Origin of the sequence: Desulfovibrio desulfuricans (genome assembly GCF_024460775.1) — a bacterium.
GTDB classification, from domain to species: domain Bacteria; phylum Desulfobacterota; class Desulfovibrionia; order Desulfovibrionales; family Desulfovibrionaceae; genus Desulfovibrio; species Desulfovibrio desulfuricans_E.
Genome location: NZ_JANFYZ010000011.1, coordinates 1 through 21941, shown reverse-complemented (window position 1 = coordinate 21941; position 21941 = coordinate 1). Strand labels below are relative to the sequence as shown.

The 21941-nt window shown below is 58.5% G+C and carries 20 protein-coding genes; 13 read left to right on the top strand and 7 right to left on the bottom strand.

Annotation, left to right across the window (positions count from 1 at the left end; translation table 11 throughout):
- The first annotated feature begins 18 nt into the window (after window positions 1-18).
- The 4 genes from NE637_RS12070 to NE637_RS12055 all read left to right on the top strand — a co-directional run bounded on the left by NE637_RS12070 (window position 19) and on the right by NE637_RS12055 (window position 3595).
- Window positions 19-816, top strand: a complete 798-nt coding sequence (locus NE637_RS12070) for a sulfite exporter TauE/SafE family protein (protein WP_192112442.1) — start codon at window positions 19-21, stop codon at window positions 814-816.
- 9 nt (window positions 817-825) lie between these two features.
- The gene (locus NE637_RS12065) at window positions 826-1692 is read left to right on the top strand and encodes a YitT family protein (RefSeq protein ID WP_227118565.1); all 867 of its coding nucleotides are present in this window, start codon (window positions 826-828) and stop codon (window positions 1690-1692) included.
- A 13-nt stretch (window positions 1693-1705) separates the two neighbouring features.
- A complete protein-coding gene (locus NE637_RS12060; RefSeq protein WP_192112444.1) occupies window positions 1706-2950 on the top strand; it encodes an amidohydrolase family protein in 1245 nt (414 codons plus the stop codon).
- 306 nt (window positions 2951-3256) lie between these two features.
- Complete coding sequence (locus NE637_RS12055; RefSeq protein WP_192112445.1) at window positions 3257-3595, top strand: Hpt domain-containing protein; 339 nt, start codon at window positions 3257-3259, stop codon at window positions 3593-3595.
- 202 nt (window positions 3596-3797) lie between these two features.
- On the opposite strand, the gene NE637_RS12050 is transcribed toward NE637_RS12055, so the two are convergent.
- Window positions 3798-4571 (bottom strand): IclR family transcriptional regulator, encoded by a 774-nt coding sequence (locus NE637_RS12050; protein WP_192112446.1) that lies wholly within the window; start codon window positions 4569-4571, stop codon window positions 3798-3800.
- 148 nt (window positions 4572-4719) lie between these two features.
- Between NE637_RS12050 and NE637_RS12045 the strand changes: the two genes are divergently transcribed.
- The 3 genes from NE637_RS12045 (at window position 4720) to NE637_RS12035 (ending at window position 9075) form a co-directional block, all read left to right on the top strand.
- Complete coding sequence (locus tag NE637_RS12045) at window positions 4720-6054, top strand: GntT/GntP/DsdX family permease (RefSeq protein ID WP_192112447.1); 1335 nt, start codon at window positions 4720-4722, stop codon at window positions 6052-6054.
- 21 nt (window positions 6055-6075) lie between these two features.
- Complete coding sequence (locus tag NE637_RS12040) at window positions 6076-6954, top strand: dihydrodipicolinate synthase family protein (RefSeq protein ID WP_192112448.1); 879 nt, start codon at window positions 6076-6078, stop codon at window positions 6952-6954.
- A gap of 150 nt (window positions 6955-7104) precedes the next feature.
- Window positions 7105-9075, top strand: coding sequence for a YjhG/YagF family D-xylonate dehydratase (locus tag NE637_RS12035; protein ID WP_192112449.1), 1971 nt, complete (start codon window positions 7105-7107; stop codon window positions 9073-9075).
- Between the two features lie 81 nt (window positions 9076-9156).
- On the opposite strand, the gene NE637_RS12030 is transcribed toward NE637_RS12035, so the two are convergent.
- Window positions 9157-10476 carry an amidohydrolase family protein gene (locus tag NE637_RS12030; RefSeq protein ID WP_227118566.1) on the bottom strand — a complete coding sequence of 440 codons (1320 nt, stop codon included), beginning with the start codon at window positions 10474-10476 and terminating at the stop codon, window positions 9157-9159.
- 121 nt (window positions 10477-10597) lie between these two features.
- Between NE637_RS12030 and NE637_RS12025 the strand changes: the two genes are divergently transcribed.
- The 4 genes from NE637_RS12025 (at window position 10598) to secF (ending at window position 14766) form a co-directional block, all read left to right on the top strand.
- Window positions 10598-11383 (top strand): alpha/beta hydrolase, encoded by a 786-nt coding sequence (locus NE637_RS12025; RefSeq protein ID WP_227118571.1) that lies wholly within the window; start codon window positions 10598-10600, stop codon window positions 11381-11383.
- A 106-nt stretch (window positions 11384-11489) separates the two neighbouring features.
- Complete coding sequence (gene yajC, locus NE637_RS12020) at window positions 11490-11840, top strand: preprotein translocase subunit YajC (RefSeq protein ID WP_225529899.1); 351 nt, start codon at window positions 11490-11492, stop codon at window positions 11838-11840.
- A 224-nt stretch (window positions 11841-12064) separates the two neighbouring features.
- Window positions 12065-13645 carry a protein translocase subunit SecD gene (gene secD / locus NE637_RS12015; RefSeq protein WP_192112452.1) on the top strand — a complete coding sequence of 527 codons (1581 nt, stop codon included), beginning with the start codon at window positions 12065-12067 and terminating at the stop codon, window positions 13643-13645.
- Between the two features lie 17 nt (window positions 13646-13662).
- Window positions 13663-14766, top strand: a complete 1104-nt coding sequence (secF, locus tag NE637_RS12010; protein ID WP_192112453.1) for a protein translocase subunit SecF — start codon at window positions 13663-13665, stop codon at window positions 14764-14766.
- Window positions 14767-14950: 184 nt separating this feature from the next.
- Here the strand turns inward: secF and NE637_RS12005 are convergent, their stop codons facing one another.
- Window positions 14951-15316 carry a molybdenum cofactor biosynthesis protein MoaE gene (locus tag NE637_RS12005; RefSeq protein ID WP_227118567.1) on the bottom strand — a complete coding sequence of 122 codons (366 nt, stop codon included), beginning with the start codon at window positions 15314-15316 and terminating at the stop codon, window positions 14951-14953.
- A gap of 85 nt (window positions 15317-15401) precedes the next feature.
- Between NE637_RS12005 and NE637_RS12000 the strand changes: the two genes are divergently transcribed.
- The gene (locus NE637_RS12000; RefSeq protein ID WP_227118568.1) at window positions 15402-18125 is read left to right on the top strand and encodes a tetratricopeptide repeat protein; all 2724 of its coding nucleotides are present in this window, start codon (window positions 15402-15404) and stop codon (window positions 18123-18125) included.
- A gap of 74 nt (window positions 18126-18199) precedes the next feature.
- A complete protein-coding gene (locus NE637_RS11995) occupies window positions 18200-18547 on the top strand; it encodes a DVU0772 family protein (RefSeq protein WP_192112455.1) in 348 nt (115 codons plus the stop codon).
- 106 nt (window positions 18548-18653) lie between these two features.
- On the opposite strand, the gene NE637_RS11990 is transcribed toward NE637_RS11995, so the two are convergent.
- The 4 genes from NE637_RS11990 to NE637_RS11975 form a co-directional block, all read right to left on the bottom strand.
- On the bottom strand, window positions 18654-19322 hold the full coding sequence (locus tag NE637_RS11990; RefSeq protein ID WP_192112456.1) for an amino acid ABC transporter permease: 669 nt from the start codon (window positions 19320-19322) through the stop codon (window positions 18654-18656).
- The gene (locus NE637_RS11985; protein WP_227118569.1) at window positions 19323-20081 is read right to left on the bottom strand and encodes an amino acid ABC transporter ATP-binding protein; all 759 of its coding nucleotides are present in this window, start codon (window positions 20079-20081) and stop codon (window positions 19323-19325) included.
- 2 nt (window positions 20082-20083) lie between these two features.
- Window positions 20084-20776, bottom strand: a complete 693-nt coding sequence (locus NE637_RS11980) for an amino acid ABC transporter permease (RefSeq protein ID WP_192112457.1) — start codon at window positions 20774-20776, stop codon at window positions 20084-20086.
- 85 nt (window positions 20777-20861) lie between these two features.
- On the bottom strand, window positions 20862-21605 hold the full coding sequence (locus tag NE637_RS11975) for an ABC transporter substrate-binding protein (protein WP_192112458.1): 744 nt from the start codon (window positions 21603-21605) through the stop codon (window positions 20862-20864).
- Between the last annotated feature and the right edge of the window lie 336 nt (window positions 21606-21941).

Sequence of the window (21941 nt, the reverse complement as noted above, 5' to 3'; positions counted from 1 at the left end):
TTCAGCGAGGAGAACCACATGCTTGTGTCTCTTGTGGCCTACGTCTTGTGCGGGGCTGTGGCCGGTGTTCTGGCCGGGCTTCTGGGTGTTGGCGGCGGTATTGTTCTGGTGCCCCTGATGGTTGCCATTTTCCCCACCGTGGGAGTTCCCGCCCAGTATGTGCAGCAGATGGCGCTCGGCACATCGCTTGCCAGCATCATGATCACTTCCATCTCCAGCGCGCGGGCGCATAATGCCCGTGGCGCCGTGCACTGGGATATTTTCAAGGCCATTACCCCCGGCATTCTTGTGGGCACGTTCTTCGGCGGCCTTATTGCCACCCATATGCCCACAATGTTCCTGAAGATATTTTTTATCTGCTTTATTCTCTTTGTGTCGGCGCAGATGCTCTCCAACTACCGGCCCCCGGCCAGCCGCGATCTGCCCGGCAAGATGGGAACCGCCGGCGTGGGCGGCGTCATAGGCCTTGTGTCGAGCTTTGTGGGTATCGGCGGCGGTACGCTTTCCGTGCCGTTCATGACTTTTTGCAACGTGCCGCTGCACCATGCTGTGGGCACCTCCGCCGCCATTGGTTTTCCCATTGCCGTGGCGGGTACGCTGGGCTTTATTGTGGGCGGCTGGGGCAGACCCGATCTGCCCGCCATGTCGCTTGGCTTTGTGAACCTGTGGGCGCTGCTGGGCATTGCCACAGCCAGCTTTATGACCGCCCCGCTTGGCGCAAAGCTTTCGCATGCATTGCCTGCCGATAAGCTCAAGAAAGGTTTTGCCTGTTTTTTGATCCTTGTGGCCTTGAAGATGATCTGGGGCCTGGTGTAACGTAGACCCATGAAGCTTCAGTCGTACAACAAGGCTCTGGCCGAATCGGTGGTCTGGAACCTGCTCTGGCTTACGCTGGGGTCGGTTCTTATGGCCATATGCATTCAGAGCGTGGCCGCGCCCCATGGCTTCCTTTCCGGGGGGGTCATGGGCGTGGGCCTGCTGGTCAATTACTGGACAGGCACGCTCACGCCGCTGGTCTGGTATTCCATGTTGTGCGTGCCTGTGTATGCTTTGGGCTGGTTTTGCGTGGGCAAACGATTTTTGCTCTACACGGCCTACGGTACCCTTTGCACCACATTGTTCAGTTTTTTCATAGCGTTCGAAATTCCTATTACCAACGAAGTGTACGCCACAGTGGTGGGCGGGGTGCTGCACGGCGCAGCCTGCGGCATCATGCTGCGCACCCTTGGCAGCAGCGGCGGTACGGATGTGGTTGCCGTGCTGCTCAAGGAACGCTGGAACGTGCCCATCGGGCAATTCAATTTTCTGTTCAACTCCCTGCTGTTTCTTACGGCGGCCTCGCACATGGCGCTGGATCTTATTGTTGCTTCCATGCTGATGATGTTCATTTCGGCCAGTACGCTGGAGTATGTGCTGGGCCTGTTCAACCGGCGCAAGCTCGTTATGATCATTTCTGACCACGGTGAAGAAATCAGCGAGGCCATCCTGGTGACAGAGCGCTTTGGCGCTACGCTTGTGCGCGGCAAGGGGGCCTACTCCGGCTCGGACCGCGAAATTCTGCTCACCGTCACCAACAATGTGGCGCTCAAGCGGCTGGAGAATCTGGTGTTCAGCATTGACCCGCGCGCCCTGTTCATTGTGGAAAACACATTCTATGTGTCCGGTGGGCAGTTTGCCCGCAGAAGCCGTTGACGGCGGAGGCCCCATGAACCCGGAAAACACGGAATCTCCTGAATCTGACGAGCCGTCGGAGGCCTTGCTGGCCATCAGGGCCAAAAGCATTCTGACCCTTGGCGGCGAAGGTCCTGCACGGGCCGCCCGCCTCTTTGCCCCGTTGAAAAAGATCGACAACGGCGTGCTGCTGGTGCGCGACGGACTGGTGGAGGATGTTTTGCCGTGGTCGCAGGCCAAACTACCCGCAGGTACGCTGGTGCGCGATGTGGGCGCTGTCTGCCTCGCCCCTGCCTGCGTCAACGCGCACACGCATCTGGAACTTTCGCATCTGGCGGAGAAAACGCGCTGGGGGCGCGGCTTCACCGCCTGGCTGCAAAGCCTCATTCCCCTTCTTGGCGCGGCCCCGCAGGCGGATGCCGTGGAAAGCGCCTGCGCCGCACTGGCCCTGTACGGCACGCTGTATGTGGGCAACATCACTGGCTCCCTGCCCGGCGGCACGGTTCTGGCTGATGCGGCCTGCAATGAGGCAGGGCTGACCGCAAGCCATTTTTGCGAATGGTTTGGCTTTGGCGCGCCCTTTGCCGATGGTGAGCGCCCCTGGCCGCCGCGTTGCCGCCAGGCTCTGGCTGATGATCCCTTTCTCATGGCCCGTTGCGCTCCCGGCGGGCATGCCCTGTATTCCACCGGGCCGGAAATCCTCAGCGCCGCGCGGCAGGACTGCTCCCGCATGGGGCGCGTGTTTTCCTTCCACCTTGCGGAATCGCCCGAAGAAACCCAGCTGCTCACATCGGGCAGCGGGCCTTTGCGCGACCTGTACGCCGGGGTTGTGCTGCCGCCAGACTGGTCTGCGCCCGGTTTGCGCCCGCTGGCCTATGCGGTAAAGCTGGGCCTGCTCGGCCCCGGTACTCTGGCCGTGCACGGCGTGCAGCTTGACGCGCAGGAAGTGGAAGTGCTGGCAGCCAGCGGCGCGGCCCTGTGCCTGTGCCCGCGCTCGAACCGCAATCTTGGAGTTGGGGTGCCGCCTGTGCGCGAGCTTATGGAAAGCGGCGCGCTGCTGTGCCTTGGCACGGACGGGCTGACCTCCAACCGCGATCTGGACGTGCGCAAGGAGGCGGTGTGGCTGCGCGAAACCATGGACGTGCCGCCGGAAGCCCTGGTGCGCATGCTGACGGTTAATGGCGCTGCCGCCCTGAATTTGCTGGGCTGCGGGGCAGGGCGGCTGGAAAAGGGCGGGCCTGCGGATTTTTGTGTGCTGCCAGAAAACCTGACCTACTAGCTGGTCACGAACCCGCAGTGTCCGTAAAGGATCGCTAACAGCTTTCAATCCCCTGAAGGAAGCTGCAAATACCTTGAAATTGTTCTGGATTACCTGTCTTTATGTTTGGCGCATAAAGTCCTTGTCAGGGTAATTTGTTGCTGGCAGTATTCGCCCAGCAGACTGACGCCGTTACGGCATGTATCGCCAGCCTGCCGGGTGCGCCGCCAGGGGGTATTAGCGGCTTATCCGGGTTTGGGGATGCCGACCGCGTTATTACTGCAAGCGGCTTGCCGCTTTTTCTTAACCTGCGCCAAGAAGGACAACATGACCGAGGAAGTTTTGGATTGGAAGGAAGCCATTGCCAGGGTGCTCAACAAGCGCGACATGTACGTCAAGCTGCTTGCCAAGTTTATTGAAACGGAGCGCGACACCCCGTCAAAGGTGGCTCAGGCCCTGAAGAGCGGCAACATGGAAGAAGCCCGCAACCTTGTGCACAGCACCAAGGGAGCAGCCGCCAACCTGGGGGCCAAGGCGCTGGCCGCCGCTGCGCTTGAGCTTGAGATGGCCGTAAAGGCCGGGGCGGATACCGACCGCGCCATGAGCCATTTTTCTGCCGCGCACATGGACACGCTTGTGACCATGCACGCCTTTATGACGCAGTAGGCTGACTTTGCTGAAAAAGTTGAGCCCCTCCGCTGGGATGTCCGGCAGAGGGGCTTTTTTTATGGGCGGCAGGCAAGCGCGGGCCTGTTTCTGGCCGGTGATCCCTGCAATATTTTGAAGTAATAAGAGCGGGGCTGCTGGATGCCCTTATGCAAAAAGCCCCATCCCCGCAAAATATTTAAATGCCAGTCTGCCCACAGGCCTAGGGGCAGAAGCATTCGTGCGTTTCGTCCATGAACTGTTCAAGTTTTGCCACAGCCTTGCGAAGTTCGCTCTCAACCTGTTGGTGTTTCTCCGGCGTGTCGCGGAAGGCGGGCAGGGAGACGCTCATGGCGCAGTCCACGCGTCCGGCAAAGGTAACGGGCACTGCATAGCAATGCAGCTGCGGGTTGATTTCGCCAATATCTCTGGCAATGGCCCCCTGACGTACCTTTTGCAGCTCTTCCAGAAAGGCGTCCATGTCAAAAGGCTCGGTGCAGAGCTCCCCGGCAAAAAGGGCGACCACTTCCTCCCTTTTGCACTGGCTGAGCAGCGCCTTGCCGAGAGCCGTTTTGCGGGCTGGCATGCGCGACCCCACGCGGGAAATGATCTGGATAGGCTCGCGCGAATCCACCTTGGCTATGTAGAGCACTTCGGTATGAGAGAGAATGCCCAGCTGGCAGATTTCGGCGCAGGCGTCCACCACCTGCCGCATGCAGGCCTGCGCCTGCGCCATGAGGGGATCTTGCGTACGGAAACCTTCTGAAAAAAGGTACAGGCCCCGGCCCAGTTCATACCGGCCAGAGAGTTTGTCTCTGCGAACAAAATCATGCTGTTGCAGGGTCTCAAGAATGGGCGAAATAGTGCCCTTGCTGCTGCCGATGCACTGGGCAAGCTGGGTAAGCGTGAGGCCGTGTTCTGTATCAGCCAGAGCTTCAAGGAGTGAAATGACCCGCTGGGTCGGCATGTGGACGGTCGGTTTTTGTTGATCTTGCATGCCCATTGTTTTGCACGGAAAAACAATTTTTTTCAAGAAAAGGTCCGGGGGATGCTTGACGCAGATTGTTTGTCCGTATAGTTTGTATTTACGTATTAGGTTTGTATATGCAAACAACGGGATGCAATCCTGAAAAGAGGGTGATCAAATGGGAACAACGGGTGCTCTGATTATTCTTGGTGTGACAATCGTCGGCATCGTGGTGCTGTGCGTGCGTTACAGGGTTCATGCATTTTTGGCGCTTATAGCTGCCTGCGCATTTTTGGGGATTGCCAGCGGCATGCCTCTGGGGGCCATTGGTTCGTCCATTGAAAAAGGTATGGGCAATACCTTGGGCTTTCTGGCTCCCATCCTCGCGCTGGGCGCGTTCATGGGCAAGATGCTCGAAGTTTCGGGCGGCGCGCAGCGGCTCGCCAAATCGCTCATTGGCGTTTTTGGTCAGACCAAGGCCTACTGGGCCATGCTCATCATTGGCTACATTTGCGGCATCCCCGTGTTTGCCCAGGTGGGCATGGTGCTGTTGATGCCCCTGGCCTTCTCCATTTCCAAGGAATCCAAGCTTTCCATCCTGCTGGTGGCTCTTTCTCTCTACACTGGCCTGCTGGTTGTGCACTGCGTTGTGCCGCCGCATCCCGCAGCCATGGCCATTGCCAAGGAACTGAACGCCGATGTGGGCAAGGTGATCCTTTACGGCCTCGTTCTGGTGGTGCCCGGCGCCATCATCGGCGGCCCCATTTTTGCCAAGTACATTAGCAAAAACATCATTGTGCCGCTGCCTGAAGGGGCCGTTACCACCGTTATCAGCAAGGATGGCCGCGACCTGCCCAACTTTGGCGGAACCCTGCTGCTGACACTGCTGCCGCTGATCCTCATGATCGGCAAGACCGTGGTGGAATTTTCCTCCAGCAAGGATGCGCCCTACATGCCCCTGGTGGAATTTTTGGGCCATCCTGTGATCGCCCTGTTCATTTCCGCCGTGGCCTCCCTGATCTTTCTTGGCGTGAAGCGGGGCTTCAGCTCCATTGAGCTGAGCGGCTTCTGCGACAAATCCCTCCTGCCCATGGTTTCCATTTTGCTGGTCATTGGCGCTGCTGGCAGCTTCAACAAGGTCATCATGGATTCCGGCATGGGCAACGTGCTCAAGGACGTGCTGGTCACGCTCAACATGCACCCGGTCATCATGGCCTGGCTGATTGCTTCCATCATGCGTTTTGCGCTGGGCAGCGCCACCGTCGCCATGATGACGGCTGCTGGCTTTATCAGCCCTGTGCTGGCCGTGCATCCTGTTGACCCTGCGCTCATGTGCATTTCCATCGGCGCTGGGGCCATCGGCTGGTCGCACGTTACGGACTCCGGCTTCTGGTTTTTCCGCGAATTTTTGAACATGTCGGTCAAAGACATGTACCTGTCCTTCACCTTGTCTGGCTGCATCGTGTCGATCATCACGGCGATATTCTGCTACCTGGCATCGTTTGTTATCTAACCGAGCTATACGGAGATTATGATGAAATATATAACGCCCACACTTACCGCGCTGAAAAGCAAAACAGAAATCGACGTGCAGTCGTGCCTCAAGCACTACGATTTTCTTATCAATGCCGGTATTGACGGTGTGGCCATATTTGGCAGTTCCGGTGAGTTTCCGCATCTTTCTGTTGAAGAACGCAAGAGCCTGATTTCTGCGGCCATCAAGCACATCGACCGCCGCATGCAGGTGCTGATCGGCACTGGCGACATGCGGGTTGAGGAATGCGTTGCCTTGTCCAACTTTGCCTTTGAGCAGGGCGCGGACGGCGTGATGGTGGTGGGGCCGTGGTACTTTGCCCTCACCGATGCGGACGTGATGAGCTACTTCGGCGCGGTGGCGGAGCAGGTGCGCGGCAAGGTGTACATCTACAACTATCCCGACCGCACCGGATACACCATTTCGCCCAGCGTGGTGCTTGAACTCGCCCGCCGTTATCCCAATATTGTGGGCATCAAGGACACCATTCCCGACATGGCCCACACTGTGGAGCTTATCCAGACCGTCAAGGGCAACATCCCCTCCTTTGAAGTGCTGAGCGGCTTTGACCATAACTTTGCGTCAAACGTTCTGGCTGGCGGCGATGGCTGCATTGCGGCTGTTTCCAACGTGCGCCCCGACCTGTGCGTGGCCTGGCGCGATGCCATGAAGGCCCGTGATTTTGACGGCACCATGAAGTATCAGCAGCTGTTCAACCGCATTGTGGGCGTGTACGGATTTTCTTCGCCTTTTATGGCGGCCATGAAGGGCCTGCTTGTGGATGCGGGCATTTTTGCCTCAGCCACGGTTGCGTCCCCCTATCAGGAGGCAACCTCTGCCCAGATGTTTGCCGTGCGGGAATTCATGCGCGGCTTTTAGGGCATTTCAAGCGTGAAATGCCCCAGATGGAGCAATCGGCGTTGGTTACGCTGACGCCGTCACGGTTTCAGGGCCTTGTAAGGATGCAAAGGGCGGCCTCCCTCTGGCCGCCCGCTGAAACCGGCAACTTCTCAACAAAGAGAGTATGCTATGTCCATTGCAGATATTTACGCCAATCCGCAGAATGATGTGTATAATGTAAAGACCCACGCTTCCGGCCCCAAGGGTTCGCTGCCGCTCACTGGCGACATGCTGCGCGAACTGCCCTGCGGCGATATTTTCGGCATGACGCTGGATGCTGGCATGGGCTGGAAGCCTGAAGATATTCTTGGCCCCAACGTGTTGATCATCAGCACCCTTGGCGGCAAGCGCAACGATGACGGCACCCCCGACGCCCTGGGCCTGCACGTGGGCCACTGGGAACTGGGCTTGCAGATTTCCGCCGCCAGCAAGGAGATCAAACAGCAGAAGGGCGTTCCTTTTGCCTCGTATGTGACCGACCCCTGCGACGGACGCACCCAGGGCACCACAGGCATGTACGACTCCCTTCCCTTCCGCAACGATGCGGCCATGGTCTTCCGCAGGCAGATCCGTTCCCTGCCCACCGTTGGCGCTGTTATCGGCGTTGCCAGCTGCGACAAGGGCCTGCCCGCAACCATGATGGCTCTGGCCTCCATGCATGATCTGCCCTGCGTGATGGTGCTTGGCGGCTCGACCCTGCCCCCCACCGACGGCGAAGACCTCGGCAAGGTGCAGACCATCGGCGCGCGTTATTCCAACAACGAGCTGAGCCTTGAGGACGCTGCCCGCCTTGGCTGCCGCGCCTGCGGTTCCGCTGGTGGCGGCTGCCAGTTCCTTGGCACTGCCGGAACCTCGCAGGTTGTGGCCGAAGGCCTTGGTCTGGCCCTGCCGCACACGGCCCTTGCCCCCTCTGGCGAACCCGTGTGGGTGGAAGTGGGCCGCCAGTCGGCCAAGGCCGTGATGGGTCTGCTGAAAAAAGGCATCACCATCAAGGATATCATCACCGACAAGGCCATTGAAAACGCCATGATGGTGCATGCGGCCTTTGGTGGCTCCACCAACCTGCTGCTGCATCTGCCCGCCATTGCTCATGCGGGCGGTTGCCATCGCCCCACGGTGGAAGACTGGGCGCGTGTGAACAGCATGGCCCCCCGTCTGGTCAGCGTGCTGCCCAACGGCCCGGTGTATCATCCCACTGTCCGCGCCTTTATGGCTGGCGGCGTGCCGGAAGTCATGCTGCACCTGCGCGACCTCGGCCTGCTGCATCTGGACGCCCTCACTGTTACCGGTCACACCGTGGGTGAAAACCTTGAATGGTGGGAAAAGAGCGAACGCCGTGCCCATTTCCGCCGTATGCTCAAGGAGCTGGACAACGTGGAGCCGGACGATGTGATCATGTCTCCCGCCCGCGCCAAAGAACGCGGCCTGACCTCCACCATTACCTTCCCTGTGGGCAACATCGCGCCCGAGGGTTCGGTCATCAAGTCCACGGCCATTGACCCCACGGTCATCGATGCTGACGGCGTTTACCGCCACACGGCGGCCATCAAGGTTTTCACCGCCGAGCCTGACGCCATCAAGGCCATCAAGGCCGGAAAGATCGAAAAGGGCGACATGCTGGTGGTTATCGGCGGCGGCCCCTGCGGCACCGGTATGGAAGAAACCTATCAGCTCACCTCGGCGCTCAAGCATCTGTCGTATGGCAAATATGTGTGTCTGCTGACGGACGCGCGCTTCTCCGGCGTTTCCACCGGTGCGTGCGTGGGCCATATCGGGCCGGAAGCACTGGTGGGCGGCCCTGTTTCCAAGCTGCGCGACGGCGATATTGTGGAAATGGTCGTGGACTGCAACAAGCTGGAAGGCCGCGTCAACTTTATAGGCACTGACCCGCAGCATCCCCTCACGCCGGAAGAAGGTGCCAAGGTACTTGCCGGGCGTGAAACCCATCCCGGCCTCAAGCCCGCGCCCGCCCTGCCTGACGACACCCGCCTGTGGGCGGCCTTGCAGGCCGTGAGCGGCGGCACCTGGGGCGGCAGCGTGTATGACGTGGACAAGATTGTCACAGTGCTCGAGGCTGGTAAAAAAGCCCTGGGCATGTAACAGCCCCATAGACTGATAGTGCAATAAAAAGGGCCGTCCCGTAAGTGGGGCGGCCCTTTGACATAGACAAATAACAAACAGTTACGCGCCAGACGCCTCAAGCACAAAGCGGCGCACGTTGCGCATTTCTTCGCACAGGGCGGGGTAGTCGAAGCGGGTAAAGCGTCCGTCCTGATACAGCACCTCGCCGCCCACCATGGTCATGCGGGTTTCCATACCCGTGGCCGCGTACACAAGGTGCGACACTTCATTATACATGGGTTGCAGGTTCGGTTCGCTGAGGTCAAGGGCCACGCAGTCGGCTGCCTTGCCGGGGGCCAGCGAGCCAAGACGTTCATCGTGCATGGCCGCTGCGCCGCCGAGGGTTGCCATATCCAGCACCTGCGCCGCAGGCAGCAGTGTGGGATCAAGCCCTGTGAGCTTGTGCAGCAGGGCGGCGCGGCCCATCTCTGAAAACATGTTCAGCCTGTTGTTGCTGGCCGCGCCATCCGTGCCAAGGCCCACATGCATGCCGCGCGCCAGCATGGCCGCCACCGGGGCGGCGCCCGAGGCCAGCTTCATGTTGGACGATGGATTGTGGGCCACCACGGCCTTTTGCCGGGCCAGCAGGTCAAGCTCCGCCGAGGTCACATCGACCACATGGGCAAGGGTGCAGGGCACGTCGAGCAGGCCGAGGCCGCGGCAGTATTCCGTTGGCCTTTTGCCTTGGGCAGACAGGCATATCTGCGTTTCTGACGGGGTTTCCGCCAGATGAATGTGCAGGGGCAGGGCAAGCTCCTGCGCGAGGTCGCGGCAGGCTGTCAGAATCTCCGGCGTGGTGGTGTAGACGCTGTGCGGGTTCACGGCCACGCGCAGGCGTTCGTGATTGCGATATTTTTCCGCCAGGGCGCGAGTGGCGTCAAGCGCAGCCTCCGGCCCCGGAAAAGCCGCAGAAGGAAAGGCAAAAACAGCCTCGCCGCCCAGACAGCGCAGGCCTGCCGTGTCGGCGGCTTCAAAGACCGACTCTTCAAAAAGATACATGTCCACGCAGGCGGTGGTGCCCGTGCGCAGCATTTCCGCATAGCCAAGCAGGCTGCCGAGGCGCACCATCTCCGGCGTCAGCTTTTGCTCCACGGGAAAAATACTCTGGTTCAGCCAGTCCATGAGCGGCATGTCGTCGGCAAGGCCGCGCAGAAAGGTCATGGCCGCATGGGTGTGGGCGTTGACGAGGCCCGGCAGAACGAGCATGTTTTCGAGGTGCAGGGTGTTGCCGGACTGCCAGTTCTGGATAATTTCGGCGGTGGGGCCGACTGCGGCAACCAGACCCTTGTCGATGGCCAGAGAGGCCTTTTCTATAACGCGGCGCTGCTCGTCCTGAGTGACGATGCAGGCGGCATGGAGCAATGTGTCGCAGTGGCGCATGCGTTTCTCCACAGACAGGTTGGCGTGATATTTCCATTAATGACGCGAGATTTCAGGTGTAGCGCCCTGGCTCGCGCTTGGCAAGAGTTCTTGCCGTACCGGGTGGAATGGCGTGAACAGCATGTGTTGTCTGATCTTGCACGGCCTCGCGGGGAGCCCCTTTGAGGTTCGGCCAATGGCCGAGGCCCTTGAAGCTGCGGGCCATGTTGCCGTGTGCCCGGTGCTTCCGGGGCATGCCGCTTCGGAAGAGGAATATCTGACAAGTTCATACTCGCAGTGGCTTGACTGCGCCCGCGCAGCCTACCTTGACCAGTGCTCGGGCGGCCCCGCACTGCTGGCTGGTTATTCACTGGGCGGGCTTCTGGCGCTGGACATTGCCGCAGAGGCCGCCGAGGGGCGGCTTCCGGCCCCGGCGGGTCTGCTCCTGCTGGCAACGCCGCTTTTCTTGTGGCGCTTGCATCCCCTTTTTCTTGCCGACTGGCGTATGCCCCTGCTGCCCCTGTGGAGCCGCTTGCAGCCCGTGCGGCGGGTGCCGCCAAGGTCTGCGGCGAGCAGAGCCGTTGCCCCCTGGCAGGGGCACGAAACCCTGTGTTCGTACAGCCACTTGCAGCAATTGGCGCTGGCGCAAAAAAGGGTGCGGGCGGCTCTTGGCGGGATATCTGTGCCGCTGTGCGCCGTGCAGCTATATAGTGATGGCGTATGCCCGCCTTTCAATTCCAGTTTTCTGCTTGAACAGTGCGGCGCGGCTGATGTGAGGCTGCATCTTTTGCGGGTAACAAGCCCGCACGGGGGGCATTTGCCAACAACGCACGTGGAAAGCCGCGAGCGCGTGGCCGCCATTGCCGTGGCCTTTGCCAGCGAAGTGGCGGCGGGAAAGGCTTGCATGATTGCGCCGCAGCGTATATAGAAATTGGCTGGCATTGCCCGAAAATCGGGCGCGGGCAACGTTTTGCCCCTGCCGATGCCGGGCGGTACTTTTTTAATGCTATACCCACACCCTATGGAGGTGCGTTTTGTTTGAATCCTTAGCTTATGCCATGGGCACTCCCCAGGCCGGGGCGGCTCCCGCCAGCGGACAGGAAATGCTGATGCAGTTTCTGCCCCTCATCGTCATGTTCGTCATTTTCTGGTTCCTGCTTATCCGTCCCCAGCAGAAGCGGGCCAAGGTCCACAAGCAGATGCTGGCCGAACTCAAGCGCGGCGACCACGTTATGACCTCAAGCGGTCTGCTTGGCCGTATTCTTGAGATCGACGATGAACAGGTGCTTCTTGAGAGCGGCGAAGCCAAGCTGCGCGTTTCGCGCGGCTCCATCGGCGGCGTTATTCCTGCCAAGGGCGGCAAGGACACCAAGGAAGAAAAGTAGAGGTCGCCTTGGCGGCTTGTGTCTGCCTCTGCCAGGCGGGCAAAGTGCATGGCCCATGAGCTGGACTGGCGGTTGCCGGATCGGCTCAAGGGCTTTTGCCTCTTGACGTGCCCGGATTTTCGGGTCTTCGGAGTTTCCGGCTTTGTCGGTAGCCCTGCGGCTGTCCCTCAAGGGATAGCCGCGTGGTTGCGGCAAAGCTTAATCTGTTGTGTGGAAGGTGAACGATGGGTCTGCTCTGGCGCTTGTCCATAGCCATCATGGTTTTTGTGTTGTCCCTTGTTTACGCGCTCCCCAGCGTTCCCTATCTGGGAACAGCTCTTGAGCGCGTTCTGCCGTCGAGCAAAATCAATCTCGGCCTTGACCTCAAGGGCGGCATCCATCTGACGCTTGGCGTTGACGTTGCCAAGGCCGTGAGCAATTCGCTGGCCCTGACCGGGCAGGATTTGCGCCGCGTGGCTGAAGATGAAAAGATTGTTGTGCTGCGCCCCCGCGTGGTGGGTGGCACCGCTCTTGAATTTGTGCTGCCGCGCGCAGAAAACGAACCCAAGTTTCGTGATCTGCTGGCCCGCCAGTTTCCGCAGTTGAGCGTGGGCGAACCCCAGGCTGGAGAAGCAGGGCAGTTGCGCTACGTAGCCCACTTCACCCCGGCGGAAGTCAAGCGCATTGAAGACCTTTCGCTTGACCAGGCCCTGCGCACCATCCGCAACCGCATTGACCAGTTCGGCGTGGCCGAACCCGATATCCGCAAACAGTCCGACAATCGTATTCAGGTGCAGTTGCCGGGTATTTCTGACCCGCGCCGCGCTGTGCAGGTTATCGGGCAGACTGCTCACCTTGAGTTCCACCTGGTGCGCGAGGATGTTGACCCCGGCAAGGCCGTGCTGCCCCCCGGCGTGATCGCGCTGCCCATGCTGGAGAAGAATCCCGGCCAACAGCAGAAGGAAACCCTCATCGCTGTTGAAAAAGACGCCATGCTCACGGGCGAAGACGTGTCGGACGCCCGGCCCGCCTTTGACAACGTGAACCAGGCATATGTTACCCTGAATTTCAATGCCCGCGGCGCGCGCATCTTTGAGCGCGTCACCGGAGAAAATGTGGGCCGCCGCATGGCCATTGTGCTTGACGGCAAGGTGTATTCCGCGCCTTCCATCCGCGAGCGCATCGGTGGGGGCAGAGCCAGTATTTCTGGCAGCTTCTCCACTGCCGAAGCCCAAGATCTTGCCATTGTGCTGCGCGCAGGTTCGCTGCCCGCCCCTGTTTCTGTGCTTGAAGAACGCACGGTCGGCCCCTCGCTGGGTCAGGAATCCATCGACAGCGGTGTTCGCGCGGCGATGGTCGGCGCGGTGTGCGTTGTGGTGTTCATGGCGGTCTATTATGGCCTGAGCGGTCTTATTGCCGACGTTATGCTCTGCTTCACCATGCTTATTGTCATGGCGGGCATGGCTGCTTTTGGCGCTACCCTGACCCTTCCGGGCATTGCCGGTATTGTGTTGACCATCGGTATGGCGGTTGACGCCAACGTGCTCATTTACGAGCGCATACGCGAGGAAATAAGGCTGGGCCTCACGCCGCTTGCCGCAGTGCGCGCGGGCTTTGACCGCGCTGCCATTTCCATTACCGACTCGAACCTGACAACAATCATCGCTACCGTGATTCTGTACCAGTTCGGCACCGGCCCCATCAGGGGGTTTGCGGTGACGCTCTCTCTGGGCATCATCGCCTCCATGTTTACGGCCATCTTTGTATCGCGGGCCATTTTTGAGGAGTGGGCGCGGCACTGCGGCTCCAAGGGCATCAGCATATAGCGCGCCGGGAGGCAATTATGGGTTTCGCATTTATCAAGCACGACACCAATCTGGATTTCATTGGCAAACGCTATTGGGCGTATGGCATTTCAGTACTCCTGATTCTGGTCGGCCTCGCTTCCATGTTCATGGGGCAGGGCCTTAAAATGGGTATCGATTTTGCCGGCGGCGTGATCGCCCAGATTCAGTTTGAACATCCTGTCAAGGATGAGGCCCTCAAGAAAAGTCTGGATGTACCAGCCTTGCCCGGCATCAGCACCCAGAGGTTTGGCGATGGCGACAGGGATTATCTGCTGCGTTTTTCCCAGTCAGAAAATGCCAATGCCAGCCAGTTGCGCACTGCCCTGATAGATACGCTGGCAAGCGCTTTTCCTGACAACAAGGCTGAAATACAAAGACTTGAAGTTGTCGGCCCGAAGGTCGGCGCTGATTTGACCAACAAGGCTCTTGCAGCTCTGTATTATTCAGTATTGCTGATCGCAGTCTACATTTCTGGCCGTTTTGAGCAGCGCTGGATGGCGGGGGCCATAATGGCTGGCGCTCTTTGGGGCGGAATGTACCTTGCCGGGCTCACCGGGCTTGGCATGGGCTGGCTTGTATTGCTTTCACTTGCAATTACGCTGGTTGTCTGCTTTTTCCTCAAGCTCAACTTTGCGCTTGGGGCAATCGTAGGTCTGCTGCACGACGTCAGCATCACGCTTGGGCTATTGTCCGTTATGGGGGTTGAAATTGACCTCAACGTCATGGCGGCCTTGCTGACTCTGGTTGGTTATTCGCTCAACGATACCATCATCGTGTATGACCGCCTGCGCGAAAATCTGCGCGCTGCGCCTCAGTTGACAATGTCTGCGCTCATCAATCGCAGCGTCAACCAGACGCTCTCCCGTACAATCCTGACAAGCGGCACCACGCTGCTGGCAACACTCTCCCTCTTTGTGCTTGGCGGCGGCGTGATCCATGATTTTGCCCTGACCATGCTCATAGGCGTTTTCGTGGGTACTGCTTCATCTATTTACGTCTCTTCGGCCATTCTTTTGGCGCTGGGTGACTCTGAGTTTTATACCCAGCGCGCTCAGGAAGGTGCTAAATACGAGCGCCCCGGCGAACACGGCGTTGTGTAGCCTTTGTTGCAAAGCGCAGAGCTGCTTTGCCTGAAAGATCAGTGAAAATCCCCGGCTGCCTCGGCAACCGGGGATTCGTTTTTCAGTCATACGGTCTGTTGCTATAGATCAGCTATGAAAAAAGGCATGCTGTGGGCATGCCTTTTTTACAAGTCAGCCGATAAGGCAAACAGAAGCATAAGGTTCAGGCATCGTGAATTTCCTGCTTGATGACGGCCTCGGCCTTGATACGGTCAAGCAGTTCTGCAAAAGTGGCTTTAACGTGCTCGCGTATGTCGCCCGCCACCACAAGAAAGAGCAGGTCGTCACCGGGTTTGAGCAGGCCTTCCTCGGCTTGGGCAACGATGGCAAAAATTCCCGGCTGTTTTTCCATCTCGCGGCAGATGGCGTCCATTTTAGCCGTGTCGTGCGAAACGCGTACTGCGGTAACCGGGGCATGATCCCCGCGCGACCATGCACGCACAACACCGTTGTGCACCAGCATCATACCCACGTGGTCGGCGAAGCCGGGGCGGGCTTTGAGTTCCTGAAGAGTTTTGTTAATGTCCATAAAAACCGCCTTGGTTTTATTGGCTAGATCAACGCCGTTCATTTCAGGCTACAACATGGCAGCCTTTGTATAAAGGACTTTATTCATGGCGCATTTATCGCAGTTACTCTCACGCCTGCCGGGCAATATTGATGTGCGCATGAGCACCATGGGCCATGTGGTGTGGGTGAGCTGGCACGACAGGCTCGCCCCCGCCGTAGGCCAGACGCTGCTGAATTATGGCGGCATGCTGGTGGGAGAAGAAGCGGAGCAGTCAATCTGGTTCTTCTTTACTGACGACGTTTTCCTGGCTCTGGCCCGGCTGATGGTGTGGGGCAACTTTAACGAACTGCCCGTTGCTATTGAACTGTTCCCGGGGCGGTTGCAGTTCGGTCGCAAGCGCGAGGTTAACCTGCTGCTGGACGGAGCCTTGCAGGCCCAGCAGATCGTTGTGACCGATGCCCTTGAAATCTGGATACATCCCAAGAGCCGCGAGGGTAAAAAGGGACTGCCCGGCATCGCCTTTGAGCGCCGTTCCGGGCGGCAGGGCATGGCGGGTGTGGACTGGGCCTCCATGACGGTTGACGTGCGCATGCCCTATGCCTCCACTCAATCGTGGTTTGCCGTGCTGCACCCCTTGGGCAGCCCGCTCGACAAGGCCTATCAGGTCGGCTGGACGTCCATGTTCAAGCGGCTTGAAGCCCTGCTGCAAAAGCACAAGATCAAATCCATCGTGGACAATACGTTCATGATGATTGCCATAGACAATCTGCAAATGTTGCGCACCTTCATGCGCGACTATCTGCATAGCTTTGACAAAGAAAAAAACGAAGCTGCGGGCTACTGGCCATGCGTAAGCGTGGTTGCCGACCGCAACAACCTGAATTTCAATGCTGATCTGCCCAAGAAGATAGGCTTGCAGTGGGATAATCTCATGCCGGATTTTCCCTACCTCAGCTATCGCAATGCCTATCTGCTGGGTGAGGGGTTTACTGTTCGCGATCTGCGCTTTACCGGCGAGCAGATGGCTATGGACAGCTGGTGCAACGTGATGCTGGACGAAAACAGCCTCAGCGGCAGGTCTATTACGCTGCTGATGCCAAGTCGCCTTACATCGCCCAGCCCTTCTGGCACGGGTTGCGTCTATTGCGGTATTCACAGCCACGATTCTTCAGAATGCCCCACGCGTTTTGGGGCAGCCTCCAACAGCCAGGAAGTGTGGGAAAACCTCGGGCAGCTGGATCTTGAAGCTATCAATGAAGGGTTCCGCAGCATCGAGATGACGCTGACGGAAAAAGGGGCAGGCGGCTACGGGGCAGTGCTTGGCGGCGAAGACGATGCCGCTGTGGTGCTGCGCGCCGTGCTTGAAATCAATTCTGCCTGCCAGTTGCGCAACGTGCCGAGGCACTGGCTTTACCGCATGCGCGAGCCAGAGCCCAACGAGGCCGTGCCCGCCAAGGATGACAGCCCCGCCTGGGAGCTGCTGGACAAGCTCATAACCACATCTCCGTCTGAAATGTCGGAGATGGAAAAGAAGATAAGCCAGGCGATTTCGCGGCATCAGCGCGATCCGCGTTTGCACATGGTGCAGGCTTTTGCGCACATTGAGCGCAACGATTATCCCCGTGCGGAAACGGCTTTCCGCAATGCTGCTGTGCTTACGCCATCGCCCGCCCTGCAGGCCTGGACAGAATTTTTTCTTGCGCGTCTGGCGGAAGAACAGGGGCAGTTTTCCCAGGCCATTGAACAGTATTCACAAATTTGGCGCGTCATGCCCCAGTGGCGCGAGGTCAAGTACCGCGAAATCGTATGTCAGGTGAAAATGGGTTTTTGCGAGCCTGTGCTGGATCAGCTTACAGCGCTCATCCGCGAGGAACCCGCGTACTTCAACAGGATTCTTATAGATCCGGCCCTTGAGCGCGGCCGCCTGCTGATTCTTTCAGCCCTTTATGACCTGTGGACAGAGGCCAAAAAATGTGCAGATGCCGACCGGGTTCGCGTCAACGAGATCAGCGCCCGCATAAATGCCTGGTTTGCGCCGGAACACCCTGTTCAGTTGCAACTGGGTGAAAAGGTGCGTGAACTGGAAACCCTGGCCAACATCAACAACTACCTTGCCTACCTTAAGGTCGTGGCTGAGCGCCCCAACCTTGAAAGGGAAATGGAAGACTGCATAGCCCGCGAAGTTGAAGACCTTCGCAACCGGTACAAGTATTATCTTGATATTTTGCAGGAAATCCGGGATGAAGCCTCCTGGTTCCCCTTTCCTGCGGCTTTGCGGGAGTTCAGTCAGGAATTTAACGAGAGCGCGGGCATCATCAACCGGGCATTTTCGTGCAACTTCAAGGAGGCCGAGGCGTTCAAGCGCGCTCAGGGTGAAACTCCCCACCTTGCTGAATTGTTGCGCAGTCTGCGCAAGCGTCTGCAATTTTTGCGAATGGTACGCGATGGAACTCTTTTTGGCCTTACCCTGCTCAAAACGTTTATGTGGCTGGAAGCCTTGGGGCTGCTGCTGTGCTTCGTTGCCGTGCCGGTGGTCTATTTTTGGGGCGATACGCTGCGTCTGGGCTGGTTACGGGATATTCTTGGCTCCGAACCGTGGTCGATCCAGAAGATTCTGATTCTCATCGTGACAATGGTTTCTTTGGGGACTGCGGCCCTGCGTACGACACTTGTTTTTGACCGCAAACGTGAGCGGCTGCTTGAGGAAGCGCGGCAGCAGCGCGAGCAGGCGCAGCAAACACGGCTTGAGCGCGTTCGTCAGCAACGCAGGCTTGAGGCTGAGCGCGCCCAGAAAAGGAAGGATGCGGAGCAATCGGGGAAGAAGTAGCTAAACCTGGGCCAGCCACTTGCATAGTTTATCGATAATTGTTATTAATAAATTAAGCACTCAAGGAGGAAGCCATGACATCCCTGAAGGATTTTTCTCTTTACAATATAGACTGGAACCTCAGCCCCGAACACGCAGTAACCATGTATCTGGAATGGGGAAATAACGACTGGCATTCAGAATACCCGCCGGTTCGCTCCAAGGAAGATGTGTCCCACTACTTTGTGGTGGACAGCTGGCAGGAGCCGCCAGTTATACGGCTTGTGAGGCGTAATTCTGAAAGGGCGGACGATCTGATCACCGTTCCTCTGCCTTCGGGCCTGATGGAAGATTACCGCAAGGTTCACGGTTCATGGCGGGGCATAAGCGAACCCACGCCCGAAGTGAAGTCCTGGCTCAAAAAGGAGCTTGGGCAGGATTGATGCCCGGCCCAGGGTGCCCCTGAAGTGCCCAACGATACAAAGAAATGTTAAAAGGCCCGCGCAAGCGGGCCTTTCTCGTGACATGGAAAAAGTCAAAGAGGCGGCGTTAGCGCGCTCCAAAGCCGGGGATGCGGTATCTGTCTTCAAGCCAACGCAACAGAAACGTTGCCAGGGTGACCATTGCCAGGTAGTAGGCCCCCACCGCGATAAAGACTTCGGTAAAGCGAAACGTATCAGAGGCAACAACCTTGCCTTCGCCCATGAGTTCAAGACACGTGACCAGATAGGCCAGTGAACTGTACTTGATAAGATAGATGATCTCATTGCCGCAGCCGGGCAGGGCGCGTCTGGCCGCCTGAGGAATAATGATCCACGAGACCGTCTGCCACTGGCTGAACCCAAGCGCCTGTGCGGCTCGCACCTGGCCCTGCCTGATGGAAAGCAGCGCTCCTCGCACGTATTCCGACTGGTAGGCGGCTGTACAGAGTGTAAAACTGGTCAGGGCCGCGCCAAAGGGTGAAAAGAAAATGCCAAGCTTGGGCAGAGCGTAATAGATCATCATCAGTTGCACGGCCAGGGGTACACCGCGTATCAGCGAGGTATAACCGTTGCCGAGGCGGCGCAGCCAGCGCGGCCCAAAGGCGCGGGCGCAACCCAGGAGTACGCCGCCCACAAAGCCAAGGCTCCCGGCTGGAATAATGAGCGCAATCGAAACCAGCAGCCCACGGTTCAGGGCTGGTAGCAGTTCGTTGCTGAAAAAGGCCGCGTCCAGCACTTAGGCCCCCATCTCCAGCAGACGCTGGCAAAAATCGCGGGTACGCGTGTTTGACCCTTCGGCCAGCAGTACGGCGGGCGAGCCCTGTTCAATGAGTTTGCCGTGTTCCATGAAAATGATTTCGGTGGCAAGGGCACGGGCAAAATCCATCTGGTGCGTTGCCATGACCATGGTCATGCCGCCGCTGGCGAGATCGCGAATAACGGCAAGCACTTCGCCCACAAGTTCTGGGTCAAGGGCCGAGGTCGGCTCATCAAGCAGAATAACCTTGGGATCCATGGCGAGGGCGCGGGCCATGGCCACGCGCTGCTTCTGGCCGCCAGAGAGTTGCGCCGGGTACAGGCTTGCGCGGCGGGCAAGGCCAACGCGGGCCAGCTCCTCCTGTGCGCGGGCGCGCGCATCGGCAGCAGACATGCCGCGCACCTTGCGCAGGGCTATGGCCACGTTTTCTTCGGCTGTAAGATGATCAAACAGGTTAAAATCCTGAAAGATCATGCCAACCTGGGCGCGAAAGGCGCACAGTGCGGCCTTGTCCGCGCGGTTGAGCAACTGGCCTTCAAGATAAATCTCGCCGGAATCCGGGGGGATAAGGCAGTTGATACTTTGAAGAAACGTGCTTTTGCCCGCGCCGGAAGGCCCGATGAGCACCTTGAGTTCGCCCCGGTTCACCGTGAGACTGCAATTATCCAGAATGGGCTTGCCGCCCAACATCTTGGAAATGCCTTTGACCTGCAATACCGCTTGTTGATCCACGCTCATGCTTATCCCATACCCATGCCTTCCATGCCGATCCCTGAGGAATAGCCGGGTACATGGATTTTTTGTTCCAGAAGACGCAACAGTTTCAGCACCACCAGCGTCAGCACAAAATACAACACGCCCGCTGTGGCGTAGAGGGCCAGATGCTCGTGCGTTCTGGCTGCAACAAACGAGGTGCGGGCCATGATGTCTTGCGTACCGAGCACAAAGCAGATGGCCGAATCTTTGAGAAGAATAGAAAATTCGTTGGCCCAGCCAGGGATGGAGAGCCGCATGGCCTGAGGCAAGATAATGGAGCAGATGCCTGTGCTTTCGCGCATGCCAAGGGCGCGCGCGGCATTGAGCTGCCCGTGGGGCAAGCTTTCGATAGCGCCCCTGAAAATCTGCGACTGGTAGGCCGTGCTGGTGCTGCCAAGAACGATACAGCAGATGAAAAAGGGATCAATGGAAATACCGATGCTGATGAACAGGCCGTAGCAGAGGAACAGCAGCACCAAAATGGGCACACCTCTGAAAAACCAAACATACAACGCTACCAGCCGCCGAAGCCAGGGGCCGCCATAAACCTGGGCCACGGCCATGGGCACGCCAAGCAGCAGACCCATTGTCAGCGACAGGGTGACGTTGCCCACCGTAACCAGACTGCCGGACAGAATGGAGGGCAGGGCGTTGTATACCACAAGCAGTGAATTCATGTATGGAGGGTGCCTTTTTCGCACAAGCGCGAACCGTCCGGGTTGCAGGCGGTTCGCGCTTGACGTGTGGGCGCTTGCGCGTCCGTTATTTGCTCAGGTATTTCTGCTGCAGTTCTTTCCAGTAGGGGTCGGCCATAAGCTTCTTATAGCCTTCGTTCACCAGCTTCTGCAGTTCCTTGTCGTCTTTGCGCATGGCAACGCCGAAATTGTCGGGTTCGCCGTGGGTGCCGGCCTTCTTGACGGCGCGGCCATTTTCAATGGCGTTGTTGGCGGGCAGTTCGTCCATCAGGGCAGCCTGGATGCGACCATTGAGGAGGTCTTCAACCGCAAGGGGGGAAGATTCGTAAAAGCGCAGTTCAAAAGGATATTTCTTTTCTTCCTGCTCTTTTTTGATGTCGTTGGCTTCAGAGGTGCCGCGCTGCACGCCGAGCTGGATTTTTTTGCTCAGAATATCGGCAGGAGTCAGCTTGGAATCGGCGGGCACAACAAACACGCGCGAAACCGTCCAGTAGGGGTTGGAGAACTGCACAACCTTGGCGCGCTCAGGGGTGATGCTCATGCCGGAGTCAACCATGTCGATCTGCTTGGCGAGCAGGGCGGGGATGATGCCGTCCCATGCCATGGGCTTGTGAACCACTTCAAATCCCATGGTCTTGGCTATCCAGTTCATGGAATCCACGTCAAAACCAGCGGGCTTGCCAGTTTTTTCATCCATGTAGGCAAAGGGCGGATAGTCGGGGTCAATGCCGTTCACATAGGCCTTTTTGGCAAATGCGGGCACGGCGGCCAGCACGGCGGCCAGCAGGGCGCAGACGATAAGCTTCTTCATGTTCAATTTCCCCCTCGGAAAGGACAGAACGGACATGCGCCGACACTGCCGCCTGGGGCGGCTGGCGCGCATACCTGCGCGGTTGGGATTTATTACCAACGCCGCGCGGCCACTGCAAAACAAGGTCTTTCTGTAACAGAAGGAGGGCTGTGACGCAAGGGCGACAGCCCGCGTCACAGGGCCGCCGGGGCAGAGGCGGCCCGAAATGTACGAGCCGGTGTCGGCTTTGCCGACCCGAAAGCGAGGGCATTTCGTGAATAAGAGTAAGCCGCAAGGGCGATAGCCCGCGTCACAGGGCCGCCGGGGCAGAGGCGGCCCGAAATGTACGAGCCGGTG